Below are 23,207 nucleotides of genomic sequence, written 5' to 3'. Positions count from 1 at the left end.
CCTCACCCTATTCTTGCACCCGGCTTTATTTCTTTATCCGGCATCAGCAGGGCGACGTTTTCGCCGTCGTCGGCTGCCAGAAGCATTCCCTGGCTCTCAACGCCGCGAAGCTTCTTGGGTTCGAGGTTTGCTATGATGACGACGTAGTGGTTGAGCAGCTCTTCCGGCTTGTAGTACTTCTTCAGCCCGGCAACGAGCTGCCTGACTTCGTCCCCAAGGTCAACCTTGACCACGTAGAGCCTGTCGGCGTTGGGGTGGTCGCTGACCTCGATTATCTTCCCGACCCTCAGATCAAGCTTCAGGAAGTCGTCAAAGCTTATGTACTCCATGCTTCCACCACCTTTCTCCTTTTTCTTCGCCTCCTCCTTCTTCGAAGCTTTTCCGGACTTTTCAGTTTTAGGCCCGATTTCATCCCCGTAGATGCTCTTAAGGATTGCCATCGCCTCTTCCCGTTTGGCATCTCCAAAGCGCTCGAATGCAACCTTCACTACATCGTCCCGCTTGTAGTATTTGTCAAGGAGCAGCCTGGCGCTCTTGGGATTGCCCCGTGCTATGTAGTTCACGATGAAGTAGATGATGTCATCGTCGGTCACCTTCTTGAACATTGGGCTGGCCTTTCTAACGCGGTGTCCGGCTGGAATCTCGGTGAACTCCCAGCGCTTGAGCTCCTCAAGGTTGAGGAGGTGCCATATCTTCTCGCTCGCGTCCGGCAGGAATGGTTCAAGGAGGATTCCGAGGGCCTTGACTATCTGGAGGGATATGTTCACTGTGGTTGCCGTCCTTACGCGGTCGGTTTTGGCGGTCTTCCACGGCTTCTGGTAGTCGAAGTAGCGGTTGCCAAAGATGGCGAGTTCCATAACCCTCTTGAGGGCGTCCTTGAACCTGTACTGGGCTATCAGCTTTCCGGTCTCCTCAAATGCCTTCTCAATCTCCTCGAAGGCCCCCCTGTCGAGGTCGTCCAGCTCGCCTCTCTCCGGCACAGTTCCATCGAAGTAGCGGTTGGCAAAGGTCATCGCCCTGTGAACGAAGTTGCCGAGGTTGTTGACGAGCTCCTCGTTTATCTTGCTCTTGAAGTCGGCGAAGCTGAAGTCGCTGTCGCGAGTTTCGGGCATTATGGCGGTGAGGTAGTAGCGCAGGTAGTCGGCCGGGAAGGCGTCGAGGAACTCGTGAACCCATATGGCCCAGTTCCTGCTCGTCGAGAACTTCTTGCCCTCAAGGTTGAGGTACTCGTTGGCCGGGATGTCGTGGGGCAGGTTCCACTCGGCCTCGACTTCCTCATCTCTATACTTCCCGTAGGCCATCAGGAAGGAGGGCCAGAATATCGCGTGGAAGGGCACGTTGTCCTTACCGATGAAGTGGATTACCCTGGTCTCGCCGTCGAGGTTGAGCCAGAACTTCTTCCACTCGTTCTCTCTTCCCTCCTGCTTCAGGTGCTCGATTGTGATCGAGATGTAGCCTATGGGTGCCTCGAACCAGACGTAGAGCACCTTTCCTTTAACGTCCTCGTCGTCGAGGGGGACGGGTATTCCCCAGTTGAGGTCCCTCGTCATGGCCCTCTCTTCCAGGCCCTCGTTGATCCAGCCGAGAACGGTGTTCCTGACGTTCGGCTTCCAGTGCTCCTGGCTGAGAACCCACTCCTTCAGCCTCTCTTCGAAGTCCTGCATCCGGATGTAGTAATGGGCGGAGTCTTTTGTGGTGATTGGATTGCCGCACAGGTTGCAGCGCGGGTTTATGAGTATCTCAGGAGTCAGCGGGTGGCCGCAGACCTCACACTGGTCGCCGCGCTGGTTCTCGGCGCCGCAGTAGGGGCAGGTCCCTATCACAAACCTGTCCGGTAGGAACATCCTGTCGTGCTCGCAGTATGCCTGCTTGGTGACCTTCTTGACGAGATGGCCGTTCTCAAGCGCCTTGAGGAAGAACTCCTGGCTTACCCGGTAGTGGACAGGTAACTCGGTCCTGCCGAAGTAGTCGAAGCTTATCTTGGCCCTCTCAAAGGTCGTCTTTATGTGCTCGTGGAACTCGTCAACGATTTCCCTGGCGCTCCGGTTCTCCTTGAGCGCGCGGAAGGTTATGGGGGTTCCGTGTTCATCGGTTCCACAGACGAAGAGCACTTCCTCTCCCTTGAGCCTCAGGTAGCGCACGAAGATGTCCGCAGGGAGGTAAGCCCCCGCCAGGTGTCCCGCGTGAATGGGGCCGTTAGCGTAAGGAAGAGCGGACGTTACCATGTACCTGACCATTTTAACCACCGTCCCGGCAATGGGTTTAGGGCCTTATAAGACCTGCGGGTTTTAAACATTACGGTGGGTTATTTTTAAATGGCCAAAATATGTTGAGTTATGCATAACACTGGACCAAAGGTTTTAGTTTGAATAGCATCCAAGACCTGTGGTGGGTATCATGAGAGCCAGAATCATCGAGCGCTTCAAATTTGAAGCTGCCCATGCAGTTATCATCAACGGGAATCCCGAGGAGATACACGGCCACACCTTCAGGCTTGAGGTGGCAGTCGAAGGTCCACTGGAGAACGGCTACGTGATGGACTTCCTCGAGCTGAGGAGAATCGTGAATGAAATCATTGGGAAACTCGACCACAGGAACTTAAACGCTCTCTTCGAAAACCCGACGACCGAAAACGTGGCCCTGTGGATTGCGGAAGAGGTGGAGAAAAAACTGCCAGAGGGCGTCAGGCTCAAAAGAGTAATCCTCTGGGAGGGCGAGGAGAACGGGGTAGAGTTTGAGTTCTGAGAAACGTTTTTATCCACCTTGTAAGAGCTATTACCGGTGATATCATGTCTGAGGTTACCTATCAGCGGGCGCTGGAACTGTACTCTCATCTCCTTAAAGAAGCCCTCGAGCTCAGGAAACTCATTGAGAACAAGAAAAAAGATGTTCGACCGGGAATGCTCGGAAAAGGGAACGCCGAGGAGTTCAAGAGATACCGGGCCGAGGTGTACGAGCGGTGATTTTCATAGACTCCAGCGTTCTATACAACTACCTGGTAGAGACGAGCCTCACCCATTACGCCGTTGAGATACTCGAAGCAAAGGAAGGAAAGCTGACATCTGATACCGTCGTTGATGAGCTGTTTTACGTCCTCATCAGGAGGCTGGGGGAGAAGGAGTACGGTGCGAGGTCGGTGTGGGGGGTCAAAAAGCTCCTCAAGGATGACGAGGAGTTCAGGAACAGAGCTTCTGATGTTATCTCGGACATCCTGGCGCTTCTGGATGCAAAGGATGTTCTCCTGGTTTCAGACTCAAGGGACTGGCTGACGGTTGCCACCCTCGTTCGCGACTATTCTCTCCTTCCCCACGATGCAAGAATTCTGGCCACTGCCTTAGAGTACAACTGCGATAGTTTAGCCACCCTCGACGAGGACTTCGCGGGCGTGGGGGAAATAATCCGCCTCCTCCCAGGGGATTTCTGGGGAGAGGGTTAAATCCCCTCTGAGCACAGAGAACCTGCGTAGGGAACAGACCGCTTTGAGGGCTGAGATTAGATAAAGAAACGAGCGACATCGACATTCTGGTCGACTTCTGTGAGGTCCCATCCTTCCTCAGGTTCATAGAGCTTGAGGAGTACCCTGAGGAACTCCTCGGTGTCAGGGTTGACCTCGTCCTCAAGTCCGCATTGAAACCCAGGATAGTCAGGCACGTGATGCGGGAGGTTGTGTACGTTTAATGCTCTCTTGCCTTCACTTCCCGCACACTCTCCGTGAAGGCCATCCCGTTGGTACCCTTGTCAAAGGAGAAGCCATCTGGAAGGGACACCTTCACCGGGACGGTACGCTCCTTCTCCTCGCTCGGGCTCCAGCTTATGAGGTCGCCTTCCTCGACGTCGAGCGTTTTTATAATTCCAACGGGCCCCTCGATTATGTATTTGGCCGGCTTTCTGGGGGTGTAGAGGCGCCACTTCCTGGCGGTTTTGAAATCGACAACGCGCCTCGTCGAATCGAGCCAGATCACGTCTATATCGCTCAGCATGAAGAACATGTGTATTGAGGCATTGGCCCTGGTCTCGGTAGGGAGGACGAAGACGAGGGCGTGGTTGACGTGCCTTACCAGCATCAGCCCCCTAAAGCGCTTGAAAAAGCTGTCGGCAAGCTTTACGGGCCCGTGCCACGTCCGCTCTTTGGTCTCGTTGATGAGCATGGTAAGAAATGGGGGCGCGGGTTGATAAGTTTTTGGGAAAGAAAGGGGTCAGGGGTCTCCAGCCCCTGCCTTCTCCCCAAGCTCGAAGCCCTTGTGAAGTGCCCTGAGGTTTATCTCCTCGGTGCCCTTGGGGACCGCATCCAGAACGGCCTTTTCTATAGCCTCCCTGCTCACGACACCGGTCCAGGCCGTCAGGATTCCCAGGGTGAGGATGTTCATCGTGAGGCTCAGGCCGGTGGTTTCCTCGGCTATTTTGGTGAGCGGAAGCGCTATGACGTTGAGCTTCTTCTCGAACTCCAGGTTGCGGTGTGGGACGAGCTCCTCCTCAACAATGATTCTCGCGCCCTCCTTTACCGTGTGGAGGTACTTGTTGTAGGCCTCCTGGGAGAAGAAAACCGCACAGTCCGGCTTGAGGGTCTTGGGGTAGTCTATGGGCTCGTCGCTTATGACGACCTCCGCCTTGCTCGCTCCACCCCTGGACTCAGGGCCGTAAGCCTGGGTCTGCACCGCGTAGAGGTTCTCGTAGACGGCCGCGGCCCTTCCGAGGATAACGCTCGCCAGGATAACTCCCTGACCGCCGAAGCCGCTGAAGAGTATCTCCTTCCTCATTCTTCCCACCCCATCATCTTCTTGGCGCGCCTCTTGTACGCCTCGTACTCCCTCACGAGCCCCGGTCTGTCCCTGTCGGCGAATTCTCCTATGACTATCTTACCCTCAAGCTCCTCTGGCGACATCTTCTTCGCCTTCGCCAGCGGGACGGTTATCTTCTGGTACCAGCGGAGCAGTTCCGGAGCGGTCTTCATTCTGTTCCTCCTTCCGAAGCTTATCGGGCACGGAGAGAGGAACTCGACCAGAGTAAAGCCCTCCTTCTGAAGGGCCTTCTTTATGCTGTTGATTCCCTGGAGGTAGTTGAAGACGCTCCACCTTGCCACGTAGTTGGCTCCGGCGGAGACAGCGAGGTCGGCTATGTCGAAGGGGTTCTCGAACTGGCCGTAGGGAGCGGTCGTTCCGCGCAGGCCCTTAAGGGCCGTCGGTGCGACCTGTCCGCCGGTCATTCCATAGGTGAAGTTGTTGATGAGTATCACAGTGACGTCGAGGTTCCTTCTGATGGCGTGAATGAAGTGGTTTCCACCGATGGCTGCGGCATCGCCGTCACCCATGAAGGCGATTATCTTGAGGTCAGGATTGGCAAGCTTTATGCCGGTGGCGAAGGCCAGAGCCCTCCCGTGGGTCGTGTGGAGGCCGTCGAAGTTGACGAATCCAGGCACGCGGGAGGAACAGCCTATTCCGCTGACCCAGACTATCTCGTCCGGGTTGAGGCCGAGGTCGTCTATCGCGCGAAGCGTGTACTGTAGGGCCGAGCCTATCCCACAGCCCGGACAGAATATCGTCGGCAGCATGTCCTTTCTCAGGTACTTATCGCGAATCTCGTAAGCGGACTTCAGGTACATTCAGCCCACCACCCTCTCGACTATCTCCATCGGAGTGTGAACCTCGCCGCCTATCTTCGCTATCAGTTCGACCTCCGCTTTTCCGTTGGCGCCCTCTTTGACGAGGTGGTATAGCTGTCCGAGGTTCATCTCCGGGACGTATATCTTCCTCACGCGCTCGGCAAGCTCCTCAATCATGTCGAAGTCGAAAGGCCATATCGTGTTGAGCTTGAGAAGGCCGGCCTTAACGCCCCTCTCGCGGAGTATCTTAACGGCTCTTACCGCCGAGCGGGAGACTATGCCCGTGCTTATTATCGCTACCTCGGCGTCATCGAGCTCGAAGGCATCGTAGGAGATGATGTCCTCCCTGTTGTGCTCCAGCTTTTCGATTATTCTCCGTATGAGCTTCTCGTGAACCTCCGCGTCCACCGTCTTGGGCCTTCCGCGCTCGTCGTGGGTGAGGCCAGTGACGTAGGTTCTGTACCCCCTGCCGAATATCGGCATCGGCGGCACGCCGTCGCCGTGGATGTCGCCGAACGGGAACTTCGCCTCCTCCTCGCTGGCCGGAAGCTTGCGGTCGATTATCTCGACCTCCCCCGGCTGGGGAATGTAAACGCGCTCACGCATGTGGGCTATCTCCGCGTCGGTGAGAAGAACCACCGGCGTCCTGTACTTCTCCGCCAGGTTGAAGGCCCTTATGGTGAAGTCAAAGGCCTCCTGGACGGTTGAGGGACTGAGGACTATCAGTGAATGGTCACCGTGCGTTCCCCAGATGGCCTGCATTATGTCGCCCTGGGCCGCGAGGGTCGGCTGGCCCGTTGATGGACCGCCGCGCTGGACGTCCACAACAACAACCGGAGTTTCCGTCATTATCGCGTAGCCGAGGTTCTCCTGCATGAGACTGAATCCCGGGCCACTCGTGGCGGTCATCGCCTTCGCCCCTGCCCAAGAGGCGCCTATTATCGCCGCCATGCTGGCGAGCTCATCCTCCATCTGTATGCTCACGCCATCCACCAGAGGCATGTAGAGGGCCATGGCCTCGAATATCTCACTGGCCGGCGTGATTGGATAGCCCGCGTAGAAGCGGCATCCTGCGAGGATTGCTGCCCTTGCTATCGCCTCATCACCCTGAATGAAGTCGCTTCTGCCAACCGGAAACGGATATCTCATCCACATCCCTCCTCGTAACCGACCCTGAAGGCTTTGATGTTTATATCCTCGGTTCCCTTGGGAACCCTCCTCCTTATGGCCTCCTCGACGTTTTCCTTCTTCACAACGCCGGTTTTCGCCACAAGGTAGCCGAGGGCGACCATGTTGACGGTAAGTGCCAGACCGGTGCTCTCCTCCGCCAGGCGCGTGAACGGGGCACCGATGTAGTCCCTATCGGGCTTAACCAGGTCTGTGTCTATAATCAGCAGCCCGTCCTTCCTCAGCTCGTCCTTTACGGTGTCGTAGCCGAGCTGGGCGAGTGCGACGAGAACGTCCGCCTCGGTGACTATGACGTCGTAAATCGGCTCCTTAGATATTATCACGTCCGCTATGGAGTGGCCGCCCCTGCTCGCGGAGCTGTAATCCTGGGTCTGGACGACGTTCAGCCCCTCTATGGCGGCGGCCTCGCCGAGTATGACGCCGGCCAGAACAACACCCTGGCCTCCTATGCCTGCAAACCTAACCTGCATAGCTCTCACTCCTCCTTAAGGCCGAAATGCTCCTGAACCTCGTCTATGAGCTTGTTAAGCTCCGTGGTGAACTCCGGCCTCTCCCTGTTGACTATCTCTCCTATGACGAACTTGCCCTCAAGCTCCTCCGGGCTCATGTTTCTCGCCCTGCTGACCGGAACCGAGTTCTTGAGGAACCACCTGAGCATCTCGGCCGGCTCCTTCATCCTGTTCCTCCTCCCGTACTGGACGGGGCACTGGGAGATGACCTCAACGAGCGAGAAGCCCTTAACCTGGAGGGCTTTCTTTATGCTCTCGATGAGCTGGTAGACGTGGGCGGTGGTCCACCTGGCAACGTAGCTCGCTCCGGCGGCAGCGACAGTCTCGGAAATCTGAAGCGGGTGCTCTATGTTCCTGTACGGGCTGGTGGTCGTTTTAGCGCCGAACGGCGTCGTCGGGGCGACCTGGCCCCCGGTCATTCCGTAGATGAAGTTGTTCACGAGGATGACCGTTATGTCTATGTTCCTCCTCGCGGCGTGGAGCAGGTGGTTGCCGCCTATGCTCGCCAAATCACCGTCACCGCTTATGACGACGACTTTCTTGTCCGGCAAACCGACCTTGACGCCGGTCGCGAAGGCTATCGCCCTCCCGTGGGTCGTGTGGAGGGTGTCGGCGAGGAAGTACGGCGAGGCTATCCAGGCGGAGCAGCCTATACCGCTGACGACGACGAGGTCCTTGGGGTCAATCTTGAGACCGTCGATCGCGTTCGCGAAGGCGTTGAGGACCGTTCCACCGCCGCAGCCGGGACAGAGAGCGGTGGGAAGGGCCTCCTTGCGGAGGTACTTAACCATCGGATAGGTGGAGTATATCTTCTTCGCCATCAGGCAACACCCCTTATCTCGCGGAGGATCTCCTCAACGGTCAGAGGCACTCCGCCGATTTTGTTCACGCCCTTGAGGAGGACGTCGTCGTTAACGTAGCGCTCGACCTCGATTATCATCTGACCGAGGTTCATCTCGGCGACGAGTATCGCTCTGGATTTCTTTGCCAGCTCGCGCATTCTCTCACCCGGGAACGGGTGGACGGTCTTCGGCACGAAGAGGCCGGCCTTTATTCCTTCCTCCCTAGCCCTGAGAACCGCTCCAAGGGCGGGCCTAGCCGTCACACCCCAGCTGACGACGAGTATCTCGGCGTCGTCCGTGAAGTGCTCCTCGTACTTCTCGTAAACTTCGCGGTTCTTCTCTATCTTCCGGTGGATTCTCCTCACGAGCCTGTCGTGGACCTCGGGGGTGTAGACGTCCCTCAGCCCGTTCTCCTTGTGGGTTGAGCCGGTGACGTGGGTGAAGTAGCCGTGGCCGAAGAGGGGCATCGGTGGAACGCCGTCCCCGTGGGGGTCGCCGAAGGGAAGCTTTGCCTCTTCCTCGTTCTCCGGAAGCTTGCGGTAGGTTATCTCGACCTCCGAAACGTCCGGAATCTTTATCTGCTCCCTCGTGTGGGCGAGGACTCCATCGAAGAGCACCACAACGGGGGTTCTCAGCTTTTCGGCGATGTTAAATGCTCTTATCGTCTCCCAGAATGCGTCCTGCCCGCTCGTTGGAGAGACGGCAACTATCGGGTGATCACCGTGGGTTCCCCACCTCGCCTGGAAGAAGTCGCCCTGAGCTCCCTTCGTGGCCTGTCCAGTTGAGGGGCCGCTCCTCTGGACGTCGACCAGAACGAGCGGGGTCTCGGTCATCACGGCATAGCCGAGGTTTTCCTGCATGAGGCTGAATCCCGGTCCAGCTGTGGCAGTCATGACCTTGAATCCTGTCCAGGAGGCGCCGACCATCGCGGCTATGCTCCCGATCTCATCCTCCATCTGGAGGTAGTAGCCGCCGAGCTTGGGCAGTTCGCGAGCCATGGTTTCGGCGATTTCGCTCGACGGGGTTATCGGATAACCCGCGTAGAAGCGGCATCCTGCGAAGAGGGCGCCATAAGCTACCGCCTCGTTGCCCTGCATGAAGTAGTTGCCCGGTTTGTAAAGCCTTTTTATGAGCCGAATCTGATCCGGCTCGTTTCCTCTGATTATCATGAGTCACCACCTAACCGCGATGGCAAAGTCCGGGCAGAGGAGCTCGCAGAGCTTGCACTTGACGCACTTCTCGGCGTGAACGGGAACCGGGTAGTGAACGCCCTTTTCGCTGAGCTCCTTGCTCCACTCAAACACTTTTCTCGGGCACATTTCAACGCAAACACCGCAGCCCTTGCAGAGAAAAGTGTCGACGTCGATTTCAACAACACCTTCCGCCTTGCCGGTAACGAGGTAGTTCTCCTTCACGACAACGGTTTTCCCTTCGACATCTGCCATAAGCATCACCCGCGATTTGCTAAGCCCTTTTACGTTTGTCAACATTTAAAGCTTTCGTGGGTGCTCACAAGTGGACATCAAAGAATCACGAGAGGCGTTATAAGGGGAGCGAAAAGAGAGCATGAAGATTCTTTCAAAAACGAAATAACTTCACCACGTCACCAGCTGCCAGTCGAGGAGACCGTTTTCGACTATGTACTCCCATCTCTCGCGGCACTCTGGCTTGAGGTTCTCAATGTAGCTGATGTCCTGAGTCGCGGAGAACTTCTTTATCGCCCTTCCTATGGCCCGGTCGTAGTCCGTGAGGCAGTTGTGAGGTCCACGCTTTGAGCCAGCCCCAACCGGGTCGCTCAGGATCCTCTTGTCCGGGAAGCGCTTCTTCGCCCAGATTAGAACCTCAACGGCGCTCCAGAGCCAGGGCGGGCGGTACTCCCTCTTTTCCCAGAGCCTCTCGTACAGCGTTCCCTTCTGGATATCGGTGATGTTTATCGAGAAGGTGTCAGTGTAGGGCTCAGCTTTGATTATGCTCCCCTTGGCGTCCTCTATGCCGTCGCGTTCGCTCAGGAAAATAGGCTTCAGCAGGAGGTAGGTCTTGACCTTTGCTCCAGCTTCGTGGGTCGTCTCTGCCGCCCTGACAAAGTCCTCGAAGGTGTTTCCCTTGTTGATGGAAACGTCTGCGACATCGTCGTTGGCCGTTTCGAGGCCGATAGCGACCTCAAAGTGCTTGTCGGGAACTATCTCGGCCAGCTCCTTGACGGCATCGTAGCGAACCAGCTCGCTCCTGCTCTCGATAACTATCTCCCTGACCTCATCGCGTTCCGCCAGAATCTCGAAGATCTTCCTCCTCGTTTCGGGCTTAAGCTCGCCGTTGTCGAGGAATGAACCCGAGGTGAACATCCTCACCGCGAAGGGACCCTTTTTGCCCTCAATTCTCTTGAGCGCCTCCATAACGTAGTCCACTATGGCATCTTGACTCCACTTTACCTTGGGCGCTGCCGTTGGATATGCGCACATGTAGCAGGCCTGGTTGATCCTGAAGCGGTAGCAGCCTATCGTTGGGAGGATTATGAAGAGCGCCGTTCCCGGCTTTCCAGCGACGTTGTCCTCGCTCGTCCAGTACGTCATGCTCTCACCTAGGGGCGGGTGGTGAATAGGGTTTTTAAAGGTGAGGGCTTAACCGGAACCATGCCAAGGATACTCCTCACCAACGACGACGGCATCTACTCCAACGGCCTGCGCGCGGCTGTGAAGGCCCTGAGCGAGCTCGGCGAGGTCTACGTCGTTGCCCCGCTCTTCCAGAGGAGCGCGAGCGGTCGGGCGATGACCCTCCACAGGCCGATAAGGGCCAAACGCGTGAACGTCCCCGGCGCGAAGATAGCGTATGGCATAGACGGAACGCCGACCGACTGCGTGATTTTCGCCATAGCCCGCTTCGGCGACTTTGACCTGGCAGTTAGCGGAATAAACCTCGGCGAGAACTTGAGCACGGAGATAACCGTCTCTGGAACGGCCTCGGCGGCGATAGAGGCTTCTACCCACGGGATTCCAAGTGTAGCTATAAGCCTTGAGGTCGAGTGGAAGAAGACCCTCGGCGAGGGGGAGGGTATTGACTTCTCGGTTTCAGCACACTTCCTGAGGAGGATAGCGGCGGCAGTCCTTGAGAAGGGCCTGCCTGAAGGAGTGGACATGCTCAACGTGAACGTCCCGAGCGACGCCAGTGAGGGAACAGGCATAGCGATAACGCGCCTCGCAAGGAAGCGCTATTCTCCGACGATAGAGGAGCGGATAGACCCCAAGGGCAACCCCTACTACTGGATCGTGGGGAGGCTCGTTCAGGAGTTCGAGCCGGGAACCGATGCCTACGCACTGAAGGTTGAAAGAAAGGTCAGCGTCACGCCGGTGAACATCGACATGACTGCCAAAACGGACTTCGAGGACTTATACGAGCTTTTGGCCCTTTGACACATCTTTGCGTCTCTTAGCATACAGTTGTATCCATTAAGTTCAGTTTAGGGAGGAGTAACGTGCCGGCGTATTAACTTCTGTCCACACAAGATTTATTAAGTGTTTTGGAGAATATATCCAAACAGTGATTCCCCCGAAGAAGCGGATACCATCTACGTGGTGGTTCATGATGGACGGAACATGCGCGAACACTATCTCGCATGGGGCAACTGGGGCTCCGGGACTCACCTTGTGAAGGTAATTCCTAAGAGGAGGTGAATTCATGAGACTTCGCTCGCTCCTCTATCTTTTCATCTTTCCTGCGTGGGAGTTCCTGCTCATGGTTTCACTCCCTTCGAGGTATTATGTTAAAGCATCCTGCCTTCAAATACACCCATATCCAATCTGCGACTTTCACTTTGGACCGTCAGCAACTTTCGTCCTTCTCGCAACAGCACCGTTCCTAATCGCAATCATCCTCGGCCTCTGGAAGAAATGGGACAAACTCGTATCATTTGGAGTTCCTTCCCTTGCCGTCGTTTTAATAACGATTCTTCTCTTGGACATCTTCGAAAGGTCATGGATTTCCTTTTTCGTACCTGCAACAGGCTCGGTGGTCCTGTACAGCCTCCCAGGTATAAGACTGGACGGCCCGATAAGAAGAGTGGAAAGGCTGATATGGATAGCCACGTCACTCGTAGTCTCGTTTATCCTCTGCATTATGGTGTGGGGTGGAACATCCGTCTCGGTATGAAACGTTTCACCCCTCTCCAAAAATCCTCTCCACGAACCACTTCTCGTCGAAGGGCTTTAAGTCGTCGTAGCCCTGGCCGACGCCGACGAAGAGTATCGGCGCTCCTATGGCGTGACTTATGCTCAGCGCCGCACCTCCCCTCGCGTCGGCGTCGAGCTTGGTAAGAATTACTCCGTCTATCTTAACAGCTTCGTTGAACTGCTTCGCCTGCTCGACGACGGCGTTTCCGCTCAGGCTGTCGCCGACGAATATCACCAGGTCGGGCTTGGTTACGCGTGCTATCTTCTTCATCTCGTCCATGAGGTTTCTGTTCAGCTCGTTCCTTCCGGCGGTGTCTATGATGACGACATCAAGCCCCCTGGCCTTCGCGTGCTGGATTGCATCGTAGGCCACCGCCGCCGGGTCGGCGCCGTAGGAGTGCTTTATGACCTTCACCCCAACGCGCTTCGCGTGCTCTTCTACCTGCTCTATTGCCCCTGCTCTGAAGGTGTCGCTGGCGGCTATGACGACGCTCAGCCCGTTCTTCTTGAGCCAGTGGGCGAGCTTGGCTATGGTCGTGGTTTTTCCGCTCCCGTTGAAGCCCACGAAGGCTATGACGAAGGGCTTCTCCTCCCTGGAGCGTATCATCTCCAGGAGGTCAATCCTCCTCTCAGGGGTCAGGATTTCGAGTATGGCATCGCGGAGGGCCTCTTCGATGATCTTCGCCTTGTTCGTTCCGACCCTTATCTTTTTCCCGACGAGCTTCTCCTTTATCTTTTCCCTAAGGGCCTCTACAGTTTCGAGGGCAACATCTGCCTCAAGCAGTTCGAGCTCAAGCTCGTCGAGGGCCTCCTCTATGTCCTTCTCCTTTATCTCGACCTGGAGAAGTCGCTCTATGAACCCTTTCTTCTCCTCACCCTTTTGAGGCACCGATTTTTCAACGGTCTTCTCTTCTTCCTCTATTTTCCCCTCAACTGTTTTTGTGAACTTCTTAAGCTTCTCCCTGAGCTTCCCGAACATCGTCACCACCTGATTAGCGGGCGGCTTTTCCATATATAATAATTATGAACGCCCTCGGCGATAGCTGGTGTCATCATACCTCAGACCCGAAGCCACTCGTCATCGGGCGGGAGTGTCTCCTCCCGAGGGTTTATAAACCGCACGTGCCCGTTCAGTACCTCCTGACGTAGGTTTTGCTCTCGACTATTCGCCCGTCCTCCAGACGCATCACATCGACCCTTTCGAACCCGACGGTTTCCCTCTTGTATGCGATTAGATAGTCAATGAAGTCCTTGATTCTGTAGCGCGTTATCGAATCCTTCACGTACTTATGTTCGTACAGCAGGATGAGTTTGTCTCTGTGCTCCCCCAGCCACTTCTGGAGCCTTTGCCTCTCAGCCTTCGAGCGCGAGAGGGGGTTGATTATCAGGTACACATCGAAGTCGTCACTCTCAAACGGTGGGCCGATGTAGACGTCACCGTTCACCTGGAATGGAATGTATTCAGCAAGCACGCGCCTGCCGTCCTTGCTCCAGGCATTGATGTATATTTTCGCAAGCCTCTTCCCGTCTCCTGTTATTAAAATGGCTCCCGAGTTCAGTTCGGCTATTTTCTTCAGCATGGTCATCACAAAAAACTTTCACGGAATGGTTAAAATTCTTTCTCAAATTTTCGGTTTTTACGTAACCGCAAACTATATATTCCGTCCGGAGTTATACCTCTGAAAACTCGTGGGGTGTTAGCATGAAAAGGTGGTTGAGTCTGTTTTTAATTGGTCTTCTGGCTTTGAGCGTCGTGGCCAGTGGCTGCATATCCCCCGGTGGAGAAGAATCCACTAAAGGCGCCATTGCCATAGTCTATGATGTCGGTGGAAGGGGTGACCTGAGCTTCAACGACATGGCGTACCTCGGTGCCAGCAAGGCGGCGAAGGACTTCAACCTCGACCTCGTTGAGCTTCAGAGCAACAGCGAGGACGACTACGTTAAAAACCTCGAGACCCTCGCCGCCCAGAAGAAGTACCTCGTTATCATAGCCGTCGGCTTCATGATGACCGACGCCGTTAAGCAGGTCGCGGACGAGTACCCCGACCAGAAGTTCGCCATTATCGATGGTTACATTCCCGACAAGGACAACGTCATGAGCATCCTCTTCAAGGAGAACGAGGGTTCGGCCCTTGCCGGTGCGCTCGCTGGCCTCATAGCGGCCAACGACGGCAAGGACAAGGTTGGAATCGTTCTCGGTATGGAGATACCAGTTCTCTACAAGTTCGAGGCTGGTTACCGCTTCGGTGTTAAGTGGGCCGAGGACTACTACAAACAGAAAGAGGGTAAGGACGTTACCATAGACGTCCTCTACCAGTACACCGGAAGCTTCGGCGACGCCGCCAAGGGTAAGGCCGCAGCCAGGGCCCAGCTCGCGCAGGGTGCCTGGGTCATCTACCAGGTCGCCGGCGGAACCGGACTCGGCGTCTTTGACGCGGTTGGAGAGGTCCTTGACTCTCAGGGAAAGAAGATGGGCCCGCCGTTCGCCATCGGTGTTGACTCGGCCCAGGACTGGATTAAGCCGGGCGTCATAATCGCCAGCATGATGAAGCGCGTTGACGTCGGTGTTTACACCGCGGTCAAGGATGCCGTTGAGGGCAACTTCAAGGGAGGAATAGTTGAGCTTGGCCTTAAGGAGGGCGGTGTTGGCCTCAGCACCGTTGACGATGTTATGGCCATGTTCGACTCCCTCCCGGAGGACACCCAGAAGCAGAAGCTCAAGGACCTCGGCTTCAACAGCAGGGACGAGCTGAAGCAGTACCTGGAGGACACCAGGAAGCAGGTTCCGGACTGGATCTGGGACGCCGTCAAGGAGCTCCAGGGCAAGATAACCACCGGTGTGATCAGAGTTCCTGCCCCGATGGACAAGGACGGAATCGTGGAAGTTAGGAACGCCAAGACCTGGCAGGAAATGATGGAACTGGCCAAGTAATCCTTTAATTTTCTTTTCTCTACATTTCAAAGGGGGTGCGGCAATGGAGAGAACACCAATAATCGAGATGAAGGGAATCGTCAAGGTGTATCCTGACGGCACGAAGGCCCTCAAAGGTGTTGATCTTACGGTTAATAAAGGCGAGATTTTGGGTCTCCTCGGTGAGAACGGTGCTGGAAAGACCACCCTCATGAAGATCCTCTTCGGGATGCTCCATCCTACATCAGGTAAAATTCTCATCGGGGGCGAAGAGGTTCGCTTTAAGAGCCCCTCCGATGCCATCGCCCACGGCATCGGTATGGTTCACCAGCACTTCACGCTCGTTGAAGTCTTCGACGCCCTCCACAACATAATACTTGGAATGGAGGGACATGGTGCGTTTTCTAAGATAGACGTGGACAGGGCAAGGGAAAGGCTCCAGAAGCTCATGGACGACCTAAACTTTCAGGTGCCCCTCGAAATCCCTGTTGAGGACCTCCCCGTTGGTGTTCAGCAGAGAATAGAGATCCTCAAGATGCTCTACCGCGACGTTGATGTCCTCATCCTCGATGAGCCCACGGCGGTTCTCACTCCCATAGAGGTTGAGGAGCTCTTCCGCGTTCTGAGACAGCTCAGGGCGGAGGGCAAGACCATCATCTTCATCAGCCACAAGCTCAACGAGGTCATGGACCTCACCGACCGTGTCACCGTCATCAGGAAGGGCGAGGTTATCGGAACGGTCAACACGAGCGAGGCAACCCCCCAGCTCCTTGCCAAGATGATGGTTGGCAGGGACGTTGTTCTGAAGATAGAGAAGCCGCCAAAGGAGCCCGGTGAGCCGATTCTCCGCGTCGAGAACCTCAAGGTGATGGGTGACCGTGGCGAGATTGCGGTCAACGGCCTCTCGTTCGATGTCCGCGCCGGCGAGATATTTGGAATAGCAGGTGTCGAGGGCAACGGTCAGACCGAGCTGATTGAGGCAATTTCAGGCCTCCGGAAAGTGGTGGGAGGCAGAATATACCTTCAGGGCCGGGACATCACGGGCAAGGGGCCAAGGGAGCTCTACGACCTCGGAATGGCCCACGTACCTGAGGACAGGACTCACATGGGTCTCATTCTGGACATGACGGTGACCGAAAACTCTGTCCTCGGCCTCCACTGGCACCCCAAGTTCCAGCGCTTCAAGGGTGTTATAAACTGGAGCAAGGCCAGAGAGCACGCCAGGTCGCTCATAGAGCAGTTCGACATCTCCGCCCCGGGTACTGAGGCACCCGTTAAGTCCCTCAGCGGCGGAAACCAGCAGAAGCTCATAGTCGCGAGGGAAGTTAGCAAGGAGCCCATATTCATCATCGCGGCCCAGCCGACGCGCGGTGTCGATGTCGCCTCGACGGAGTACATAAGGAACTACCTCATCAAGCTCAGAAACGAGGGCAAGGCCGTCCTTTTGGTCTCGGCCGATCTGGACGAGGTTCTTCAGCTCAGCGACAGGATGGGAATCATCTATGAAGGCGAGTTCATGGGCGTTGTGAAGCCCGAGGAAGTGAACACAGAAGAGATAGGAATGATGATGGGAGGTATCCGCTATGAAGAAATCCGGAAGTGAGTCCCTGAAGTCAATAAACCTCCGTCCCTTCGTTGAGAGCCTCATAGCCATACTCGTGGGTTTCGTCATCGGTGCGATAGTCCTCCTGGCCTTCGGCTACAACCCGTGGTCCGCGTACTACTGGCTCTTCCAGGGCGCCCTTGGATCCACGTACGGAATAGCGTCCACCCTCAAGTACGCGACCCCGATAATGCTCACGGCGCTCACGTTCGCAATCGGCACAAGGACAGGAATCTTCAACATTGGTGCTGAGAGCTCTTTCTACTTCGGAGCCATAGCCGCGGTGATATTCACCAACATATGGGACAACATGTGGTTCGGCCTTGCCATGGGCATGCTCCTCGGCGCCCTCTGGGCCCTTCCTGCGGCGGTGCTCAAGGTCTACCGCGGAGTTCACGAGGTTATATCCACGATCATGCTCAACTGGATAGGCTGGTTCTTCGTTCTCTGGCTCATAGTCGGCCCCTACGCCAACCCCAACGACCCCAACAAGACCATCAGGATACCTGTTGATGCAAGGCTTCCCATCATCGGCTACGGACTTTCGATAGCGATAGTCATCGCGGTCATTGCCGCGGTGCTCACCTACTTCCTGCTCTGGCACACCACGATGGGCTTCGGCATGCGCGCCAGCGGAATAAACCAGAAAGCCGCACGCTACGCGGGGATGAATCCAAAGATGGCGGTCATGTGGTCTTTCCTCATCGGCGGTCTCCTCAGCGGCCTCGGCGGTGCCATGAAAATTATGGGGGAGGGACCTGGCTATGCCATCAGCCAGGGCGGTGCGAACATCTACGGCTTCGGTTTCGATGGAATAGGCGTTGCCCTTGTCGGAAGGAATCACCCTCTGGGAATAATCCTGGCGGCAATATTCTTTGGAATGCTCCGCGCTGGAACCGCCCTGATGCAGGCTCAGGCCCACGTCCCGCTGGAGATCATCAAGGTCATCCAGGGAATCATCGTCATAACCGTCGCCATCCCGAGCCTGTACGACCTGGTTAAGAAAGCAATCCACAGGGGGGCTGCCTGATGGACGTTGGATCCGTGCTCTCCATCCTGATAACATCCCTAATGGCCATGGTGCCCATAGTGCTCACAAGCGTTGGCGCCGCGTGGAGCGAGCGCGCAGGTGTGGTCAGCATCGGCTACGAGGGTGTCCTCCTGATGAGCGCCTTCTTCGGCGCGATATTTGCCGAACTCGCCAGTAACGCCGTCGTCGGCCTGGTTGGAGGAATCTTCGTGGGAGTGCTCCTGGGAATGCTCCACGGTGTCCTCACAGTCTATCTCAAGGGAGACCACGTTATCCCCGGTATAGGCATCAACCTGCTCGCCATGGGTGTCGTTCCCTTCGGTATCCTCGCATACTGGGGAACCGCCGGCCAGCACCAGCTTCCGCACGACGCCCAGATGTGGCACTGGAAGACACCCTACGGTGAGCTCAGTCCGATGGTTCTAGTGACCATCCTCATCGCGCTGGTCACCTGGTGGGTGCTCTTCAAGACCCCGCTCGGACTCCGCGTGCGCTCCGTTGGAGAGAATCCGGAGGCGGCCGATGCCCTGGGTATAAACGTCGAGAAGTACAGGTTCTGGTCAACGGTCTATGGGCACGCCCTGGCCGGCCTCGGCGGCGCCTTCATGAGCGTTGACTGGCTCGGCCTCGTACACAAGACCATGTCCGGAGGAAGGGGTTTCATAGCCCTCGCCAACATGGTCTTCAGTGGCTGGAACCCTCTGGTATCGCTCATAGGCGGATGGCTTTTCGGATTCTTCGACGCCCTTGCCGCATGGCTCGCACCGAAGCACATAATCCCAGGGCAGTTCATCCTGATGCTGCCCTATATAATGACCCTCATCATCGTGGCGGGCATCATTGGAAAGGCAAGGCCGCCGAAGTGGGACGGAAGGCCCTACAAGCGCGAGTGATTCTTTCATTTTTTGCTGTTCATTTTTCCAGCTGGGGAAAACAAAAATGAAGTCACTTCTTCAGAGCCACTCCTAAGGCCGTCCCAAGGACGAGTCCCACCACGAGGGAGACCAGAACGTACCGTCCGACGTCCTTTCTTTGGGTCGGCCCGGTTTCGGGCTTTTCTCCCCCCAGCGCCTTAAGAATTGCCGCACTGTTTTCCATCAGCACCTCTGTGTAGGGCCTGTCGCTCCAGAAGACCGTTATCTCCGCCAGCGGCTTTCCGCTCTTTGCCGCCAGCTCCCTCGCCGCGTCCTTCATCTGGTCCGGGCTGTCCCTGGCGTAGACTATGAGGTCAGCCCGCCTGGCATCGGGGATGAGGTCGTCCACACCTACCGCCGGAACCTCCTCCTCGGGCTTTATGGCGGCGGTTGCCCTTATCCCGAGCCACTCGATGGCGTACTGGTCGGGGGGCATCTGGATCACGGCGGTTCCGTTGTCCTTAACCAGTGCCCCGTAGGCTTCCACTATCGCCCTAACCCTGCTCTCGAAGTCCCGGTACCTTGCCCTGTAAAGTTCGGCTCCGGAGGGGTTAGCCTTCTCGAGAGCCTTCTCGGCCGCCCGTACTATGGCCAGAGCGTTGGTCGGGTCCAGCCAGACGCCGTGGGGGTTGTCCTTATCGTTGTACCAGTACTCGGGGAGATAGCGGAAGCCCTCGCGCCTGTAGTCGTCGAGGAAAAGCGCCTCCCCAGTTATTGTTCCCTCCTCCTTCAGCTCGGCTATCTTCTTCTCCACGGGCAGGTGGCCGCCGGTGGTTGCTATCACGTCGGCTTTCCTCAGGAGCTCTATCTGGCCCGCGGTCAGCTGGTACTCGTGCGGATCCGCCCCGGGAGGAATGAGGTAGACGACCTCGACGGAGTCCCCGAAGGCGTCCTGAACTATTGAGGCAATCGGGGCTATGCTGGTAACTATGAGGGGGTTTCCTGACGAGGCTCCGGCGAACGGGATGAGCCCGGCCGCCGCGGTTAGTAAGATGAGTGTGATAATCAATCCTCTCGCCCTCATTTTCGGTCACCCGAATTCCCTATCTTCCGGTTGGGCTTTAAAAGCTGTCGGAAGCTTTAAATACCCGTCGTCCAAAATACCACCGGGTGTCGTTATGAAGCGACTGTGGGCTTTAATAATCCTTGCACTCCTCATTGCAACCACCGCGCCGCAGGCAGCCGGCTACAGCGTGACCGGAAAGGTGAGCGTCGAGATAAGCCCCAACTCGGAGCTACTGAGCGTCGTTTACTACCTCGCCTTTGGCCGGAGCGACCCCTTCGTCATAGACCGCGACGGCTACCTCGATGAGGTTGATCGTTACTTCGCCCCCTACAGGAACCACCGCGCGGTTCAGATGCTGCGGAAGCACCTTGAAAACACCTCTTCCATCTCGGAGAGGGACCTTAGGCTGTACTACACCGAATACTACCTCCTTCTCTGCACGGAACCGCCCGAGCTCCAGCCCTGGGGAAACATCGGCGACCCCTGGACACTCGACTTCATCGAGGCCCTGAGGGATTTCGCCAGGGAGAGCGACTTCATGACCTTTTACAGAACCCACGGGGATTACTACCGGGAGGACCTCGGGATATACGAGAACGCCCTCTCGCTCCTGCCACCGGACGGGTTCATGGGTCGCTACACCGACGTTTCCAACGTTCGTTTCGAGTTCCTGCATCCATTCCTGGTGGCGATACACGGCCACAGCTTCAATCCCCTCAGGGACGGCGTCCAGATATACGGGGCCGGGGGAATGGTGCCGCTCGTGAGACGCGACCCCCAGAGGACGGCCTGGAGCTACAAGACGGCGAGGGACACGATGTTCGGCCTGCCCCTCAACAGGGACTACGTGAACAACACGGGCCTTGACGAGCTTATCTACCTGGGCTTCGTCTACCATGAGCTGGGCCACGACATTACCCTGCCGGGCCTCTACGCCAGCTACGGCGACACATACTCCCTGGCCTACCTGGAGGACACCATAGAGGGGGACATGCCCTACCTCGCGCGCTACGACATTCACTTCTGGGACAGGACGGGAATGATATACGAGGGCTTCGCCGACGGCTGGCTGGACTTCGCGCTCTCCAACGTGGACCCCGACTACGCGGCTTTAGCAGTGTGGCTCCAGAGGGCCTGGGGCGAGTTCTGGATAGACGAGGTGCTTCAGCTTTACAGGAAGTACACGGCAATGAGCGTCCAGAACTCCGTCCCTCTGGGGGAGTACGTGGACGAGATGCTCGTGGACCTGAGAACCATGATTCCTCCAGATAAGGCGTGGGAGCTTTACAGCGAGCGCGTCCCGGTTACACCGCTGAGGGCCTTCGACAGGGGCGCGGTTGAGGGAGAGGTCATAGTCGTTTACGGAACCCGGAATCCGGATCCCTCTGGAGTGGAGAGGGACAGGGAGACGGCCGAGGCCATAGCCGAGAACCTCAGGACCTTTTACTCCCAGTGGGACGGGACGGTGGAGGTCTCGATAAAGGCGGACGTGAACGTCACCGACGATGACCTCGGTTCGAACCTGGTGCTGGTGGGGGGGCCGTACTCAAACTCGCTCGTCGATGAGCTGGACGAGGGCTTTCCGCTGCGCTTTGTGCCCGCAGGGGGAGACCGCTGGGTGCTGGAGAAGAGCCCTGACTGGGAGGTCCACTCCTACGTCCTGACTGGAGACGAGGAAGACCCCGTTATCACGGGAGAGCTCGGCAGCATCACGGGAACCGCCGTGATAATGGCCGTGAGAAACCCCCGCAACCGGGCGAACTACATCGTCTGGGTGGCGGGGGAGAACAGGAACCTGACGGCCCTCTTCCAGAACCCGACGTACTACCTGAGCAGCTACGAAATATGGTGTGAAAAGGGGATAGAAATGGGCTTCTACGTTCAGCCGCTGGAGTCTTCGTGAGGGGGTTCATCCCCGCCCTTTCCGTTTCCGTTGCTCCTTATGTGGGGCTTGCCGATAGCTATTGTGAAGCCCTTGAAGCTGTCGTCCTTCCTGTTGAACTCTATCGCCAGCGGGAGACCGTTGTCCTCGTTGAAGACGATCCTCACGATGCGGGCGCGGGAGTGGTCGTTGAGGTAGTCCTCCTTGAGACCGTCGTAGTTCTCGAGTACCCGGTCTATGCTCTCGCTGTGCATTTCGTAGATTTCCCTGGCGTAAACGCTGTGATTCCTGATTTCCTGAACCTTCTTTTCCAGGTCCAATCTATCACACCCTCAGGCTCTGCGCCAGGCTCCCTCGCGGAACTTAAAAACCTTCCTGCGCTCCGCCATGCGGAGTGCCTCTTCGAGCCTGCCCTTCGGCACCTCCATCCCATGGAGCTCCCTGAACAGTTCGATGATTTCATCGGTGGTCAGAGCTTCCTTCTCCTCAAGGAGGTTGCCAACGAGGTTAATCATGTCCTCAATGAAGTTCCACGGGAAGACTATCCACGCCCAGTCGATCTCCTCGCCGTAGTAGTCAGGCTTGAAGCGGGAGCCCCTGATGGTGAGGAGCGTGGCGACCCTTATCTCAGCCGGCCCCTTGCCCTCGATGTAGTTCTTGGCGAGCGTCAGGCTCTCGCCCGTGTCACTGATGTCGTCGACGATGAGGACCTTCTTGCCGCTAAGGTCGTAGCTGGTGCCGTACCTGAGCTTTGCCTTTCCGTCCGGGGTGGCCGTTACGCCCCAGTGCTCTACCTTGAGGCTGACCAGGTCCTTGACGCCGAGGTAGTCGCAGTAGAGCCTCGCTGCAACCCAGCCCCCCCTGGCGAGTCCGACCACCACGTCGGGCCTCCATCCGTCTTCGAGAATCTTCCATGCTCCTTCCTTTGCCCACCTTTCTATGTCGTCCCAAGAAGCGAGATACGCCGGAAACTTCTTCATTGGATTTCCCTTAACGGAGCAAAAACGAAGTTTTATTTAAGGTTTTTGGAGGACGTTTTGACATGGCCCTGTTAATTTCCAGAGAGAAAAAGCACCCCAAATCTGCCGGTGGGTCGAGTATCACGATTAAACCCCGTGTTCTCCAAAGCGGGGGCGTTTTATCGCTCTTTTCTGGGAAAATCCCGCAATCAAGTCTCTGGAAGCCGGAGTTTATACTTCTGGAGTTGTGACATCATGTTGCGTTTTATTTACAATATTATAACGAATTTTCTTCGGAATGCCGAAAACAGCCGTAATGGGGGCCCAGAAACCGATTTTACCTGTGGAAATTTGCTTTTTTCGTTATCCGGCACATTGTGACGCACCATTGGTGATTCAGAAGGCTTTCTCAGGTCAGGAAACTGCGGGCATCTCCACCCTCCCCAAAAAAGCTGGGTTTGGAAAGGGGTTTTTCCAGTCAGGCACGGTTATGCATCCCTGGAATCCTCCCCCGGTTCGACCGCTTTTGGCCCGGTTTCCAGAAAGATTTAAATATCGGCGCCATACAATAACTCCATTGGGCAAACAAACGGAATTCCCG

Annotated in this window: 26 protein-coding genes; 11 read left to right on the top strand and 15 right to left on the bottom strand. The window is 56.5% G+C overall.

What is annotated here, in order from left to right:
* Window positions 1-2: 2 nt before the first annotated feature.
* On the bottom strand, window positions 3-2,237 hold the full coding sequence (gene metG / locus E3E42_RS03870) for a methionine--tRNA ligase (RefSeq protein WP_167903148.1): 2,235 nt from the start codon (window positions 2,235-2,237) through the stop codon (window positions 3-5).
* A 160-nt stretch (window positions 2,238-2,397) separates the two neighbouring features.
* Between metG and E3E42_RS03865 the strand changes: the two genes are divergently transcribed.
* The 4 genes from E3E42_RS03865 to E3E42_RS03850 are packed head-to-tail and all read left to right on the top strand — an operon-like array spanning window position 2,398 to window position 3,678.
* A complete protein-coding gene (locus E3E42_RS03865; RefSeq protein WP_167902800.1) occupies window positions 2,398-2,745 on the top strand; it encodes a 6-carboxytetrahydropterin synthase in 348 nt (115 codons plus the stop codon).
* Window positions 2,746-2,789: 44 nt separating this feature from the next.
* Window positions 2,790-2,963 carry a hypothetical protein gene (locus E3E42_RS03860; RefSeq protein ID WP_167902799.1) on the top strand — a complete coding sequence of 58 codons (174 nt, stop codon included), beginning with the start codon at window positions 2,790-2,792 and terminating at the stop codon, window positions 2,961-2,963.
* Window positions 2,960-3,436 carry a PIN domain-containing protein gene (locus E3E42_RS03855; protein ID WP_167902798.1) on the top strand — a complete coding sequence of 159 codons (477 nt, stop codon included), beginning with the start codon at window positions 2,960-2,962 and terminating at the stop codon, window positions 3,434-3,436. Before E3E42_RS03860 ends, E3E42_RS03855 begins: the two co-directional genes overlap by 4 nt.
* A gap of 50 nt (window positions 3,437-3,486) precedes the next feature.
* Complete coding sequence (locus E3E42_RS03850; RefSeq protein ID WP_167903146.1) at window positions 3,487-3,678, top strand: nucleotidyltransferase domain-containing protein; 192 nt, start codon at window positions 3,487-3,489, stop codon at window positions 3,676-3,678.
* Here E3E42_RS03850 and E3E42_RS03845 read toward each other — a convergent pair.
* The 9 genes from E3E42_RS03845 to E3E42_RS03805 all read right to left on the bottom strand — a co-directional run bounded on the left by E3E42_RS03845 (window position 3,675) and on the right by E3E42_RS03805 (window position 10,708).
* The gene (locus tag E3E42_RS03845) at window positions 3,675-4,148 is read right to left on the bottom strand and encodes a DUF192 domain-containing protein (protein ID WP_167902797.1); all 474 of its coding nucleotides are present in this window, start codon (window positions 4,146-4,148) and stop codon (window positions 3,675-3,677) included. The genes E3E42_RS03850 and E3E42_RS03845 overlap by 4 nt on opposite strands.
* A 48-nt stretch (window positions 4,149-4,196) precedes the next feature.
* Window positions 4,197-4,757, bottom strand: coding sequence for a 2-oxoacid:ferredoxin oxidoreductase subunit gamma (locus E3E42_RS03840; protein WP_167902796.1), 561 nt, complete (start codon window positions 4,755-4,757; stop codon window positions 4,197-4,199).
* Window positions 4,754-5,599 carry a 2-oxoacid:ferredoxin oxidoreductase subunit beta gene (locus E3E42_RS03835; protein ID WP_167902795.1) on the bottom strand — a complete coding sequence of 282 codons (846 nt, stop codon included), beginning with the start codon at window positions 5,597-5,599 and terminating at the stop codon, window positions 4,754-4,756. The genes E3E42_RS03840 and E3E42_RS03835 overlap by 4 nt, the downstream gene beginning before the upstream one ends.
* The gene (locus E3E42_RS03830; RefSeq protein ID WP_167902794.1) at window positions 5,600-6,748 is read right to left on the bottom strand and encodes a 2-oxoacid:acceptor oxidoreductase subunit alpha; all 1,149 of its coding nucleotides are present in this window, start codon (window positions 6,746-6,748) and stop codon (window positions 5,600-5,602) included. It abuts the gene before it with no gap.
* Entirely contained in the window at window positions 6,745-7,257 is a 513-nt protein-coding gene (locus E3E42_RS03825; RefSeq protein WP_058939779.1) for a 2-oxoacid:ferredoxin oxidoreductase subunit gamma, read from the bottom strand. Before E3E42_RS03825 ends, E3E42_RS03830 begins: the two co-directional genes overlap by 4 nt.
* Before the next feature lie 5 nt (window positions 7,258-7,262).
* Window positions 7,263-8,117: a 2-oxoacid:ferredoxin oxidoreductase subunit beta gene (locus E3E42_RS03820; RefSeq protein ID WP_167902793.1), complete on the bottom strand. Its 855-nt coding sequence runs from the start codon at window positions 8,115-8,117 to the stop codon at window positions 7,263-7,265.
* Window positions 8,117-9,307, bottom strand: coding sequence for a 2-oxoacid:acceptor oxidoreductase subunit alpha (locus tag E3E42_RS03815; RefSeq protein WP_167902792.1), 1,191 nt, complete (start codon window positions 9,305-9,307; stop codon window positions 8,117-8,119). Before E3E42_RS03815 ends, E3E42_RS03820 begins: the two co-directional genes overlap by 1 nt.
* A gap of 3 nt (window positions 9,308-9,310) precedes the next feature.
* The gene (locus E3E42_RS03810; RefSeq protein WP_167903145.1) at window positions 9,311-9,583 is read right to left on the bottom strand and encodes a 2-oxoglutarate ferredoxin oxidoreductase subunit delta; all 273 of its coding nucleotides are present in this window, start codon (window positions 9,581-9,583) and stop codon (window positions 9,311-9,313) included.
* Between the two features lie 150 nt (window positions 9,584-9,733).
* Window positions 9,734-10,708: an archaeosine biosynthesis radical SAM protein RaSEA gene (locus E3E42_RS03805; protein ID WP_167902791.1), complete on the bottom strand. Its 975-nt coding sequence runs from the start codon at window positions 10,706-10,708 to the stop codon at window positions 9,734-9,736.
* Between the two features lie 60 nt (window positions 10,709-10,768).
* Between E3E42_RS03805 and surE the strand changes: the two genes are divergently transcribed.
* On the top strand, window positions 10,769-11,545 hold the full coding sequence (gene surE / locus E3E42_RS03800) for a 5'/3'-nucleotidase SurE (protein WP_167902790.1): 777 nt from the start codon (window positions 10,769-10,771) through the stop codon (window positions 11,543-11,545).
* A gap of 265 nt (window positions 11,546-11,810) precedes the next feature.
* A complete protein-coding gene (locus E3E42_RS03795) occupies window positions 11,811-12,281 on the top strand; it encodes a hypothetical protein (RefSeq protein WP_167902789.1) in 471 nt (156 codons plus the stop codon).
* A 6-nt stretch (window positions 12,282-12,287) separates the two neighbouring features.
* Here the strand turns inward: E3E42_RS03795 and ftsY are convergent, their stop codons facing one another.
* Together ftsY and E3E42_RS03785 are read right to left on the bottom strand one after the other, a co-directional pair.
* On the bottom strand, window positions 12,288-13,280 hold the full coding sequence (gene ftsY, locus E3E42_RS03790; protein WP_167903143.1) for a signal recognition particle-docking protein FtsY: 993 nt from the start codon (window positions 13,278-13,280) through the stop codon (window positions 12,288-12,290).
* A gap of 151 nt (window positions 13,281-13,431) precedes the next feature.
* Entirely contained in the window at window positions 13,432-13,881 is a 450-nt protein-coding gene (locus E3E42_RS03785; protein WP_167903141.1) for a hypothetical protein, read from the bottom strand.
* Window positions 13,882-14,003: 122 nt separating this feature from the next.
* On the opposite strand from E3E42_RS03785, the gene E3E42_RS03780 reads away from it, so the two are divergent.
* The 4 genes from E3E42_RS03780 to E3E42_RS03765 are packed head-to-tail and all read left to right on the top strand — an operon-like array spanning window position 14,004 to window position 18,738.
* Window positions 14,004-15,233, top strand: coding sequence for a BMP family protein (locus E3E42_RS03780; protein WP_167902788.1), 1,230 nt, complete (start codon window positions 14,004-14,006; stop codon window positions 15,231-15,233).
* A gap of 43 nt (window positions 15,234-15,276) precedes the next feature.
* Window positions 15,277-16,815, top strand: coding sequence for an ABC transporter ATP-binding protein (locus E3E42_RS03775; protein WP_167902787.1), 1,539 nt, complete (start codon window positions 15,277-15,279; stop codon window positions 16,813-16,815).
* On the top strand, window positions 16,796-17,845 hold the full coding sequence (locus E3E42_RS03770) for an ABC transporter permease (protein ID WP_167902786.1): 1,050 nt from the start codon (window positions 16,796-16,798) through the stop codon (window positions 17,843-17,845). Before E3E42_RS03775 ends, E3E42_RS03770 begins: the two co-directional genes overlap by 20 nt.
* Window positions 17,845-18,738, top strand: a complete 894-nt coding sequence (locus E3E42_RS03765; protein ID WP_167902785.1) for an ABC transporter permease — start codon at window positions 17,845-17,847, stop codon at window positions 18,736-18,738. The genes E3E42_RS03770 and E3E42_RS03765 overlap by 1 nt, the downstream gene beginning before the upstream one ends.
* Before the next feature lie 52 nt (window positions 18,739-18,790).
* Here the strand turns inward: E3E42_RS03765 and E3E42_RS03760 are convergent, their stop codons facing one another.
* A complete protein-coding gene (locus E3E42_RS03760; protein ID WP_167902784.1) occupies window positions 18,791-19,783 on the bottom strand; it encodes a metal ABC transporter solute-binding protein, Zn/Mn family in 993 nt (330 codons plus the stop codon).
* Window positions 19,784-19,877: 94 nt separating this feature from the next.
* Here E3E42_RS03760 and E3E42_RS03755 point away from each other — a divergent pair, with 94 nt between their 5' ends.
* Window positions 19,878-21,668: a DUF4932 domain-containing protein gene (locus E3E42_RS03755; protein ID WP_167902783.1), complete on the top strand. Its 1,791-nt coding sequence runs from the start codon at window positions 19,878-19,880 to the stop codon at window positions 21,666-21,668.
* Here E3E42_RS03755 and E3E42_RS03750 read toward each other — a convergent pair.
* Window positions 21,647-21,967 carry a hypothetical protein gene (locus E3E42_RS03750; protein ID WP_167902782.1) on the bottom strand — a complete coding sequence of 107 codons (321 nt, stop codon included), beginning with the start codon at window positions 21,965-21,967 and terminating at the stop codon, window positions 21,647-21,649. The genes E3E42_RS03755 and E3E42_RS03750 overlap by 22 nt on opposite strands.
* 12 nt (window positions 21,968-21,979) lie before the next feature.
* A complete protein-coding gene (locus tag E3E42_RS03745) occupies window positions 21,980-22,627 on the bottom strand; it encodes a phosphoribosyltransferase (protein ID WP_167902781.1) in 648 nt (215 codons plus the stop codon).
* Window positions 22,628-23,207: the final 580 nt, after the last annotated feature.

The organism is Thermococcus sp. JdF3, from assembly GCF_012027495.1.
GTDB lineage: Archaea > Methanobacteriota_B > Thermococci > Thermococcales > Thermococcaceae > Thermococcus.
This window is presented reverse-complemented; position numbering and strand designations above follow the sequence as displayed.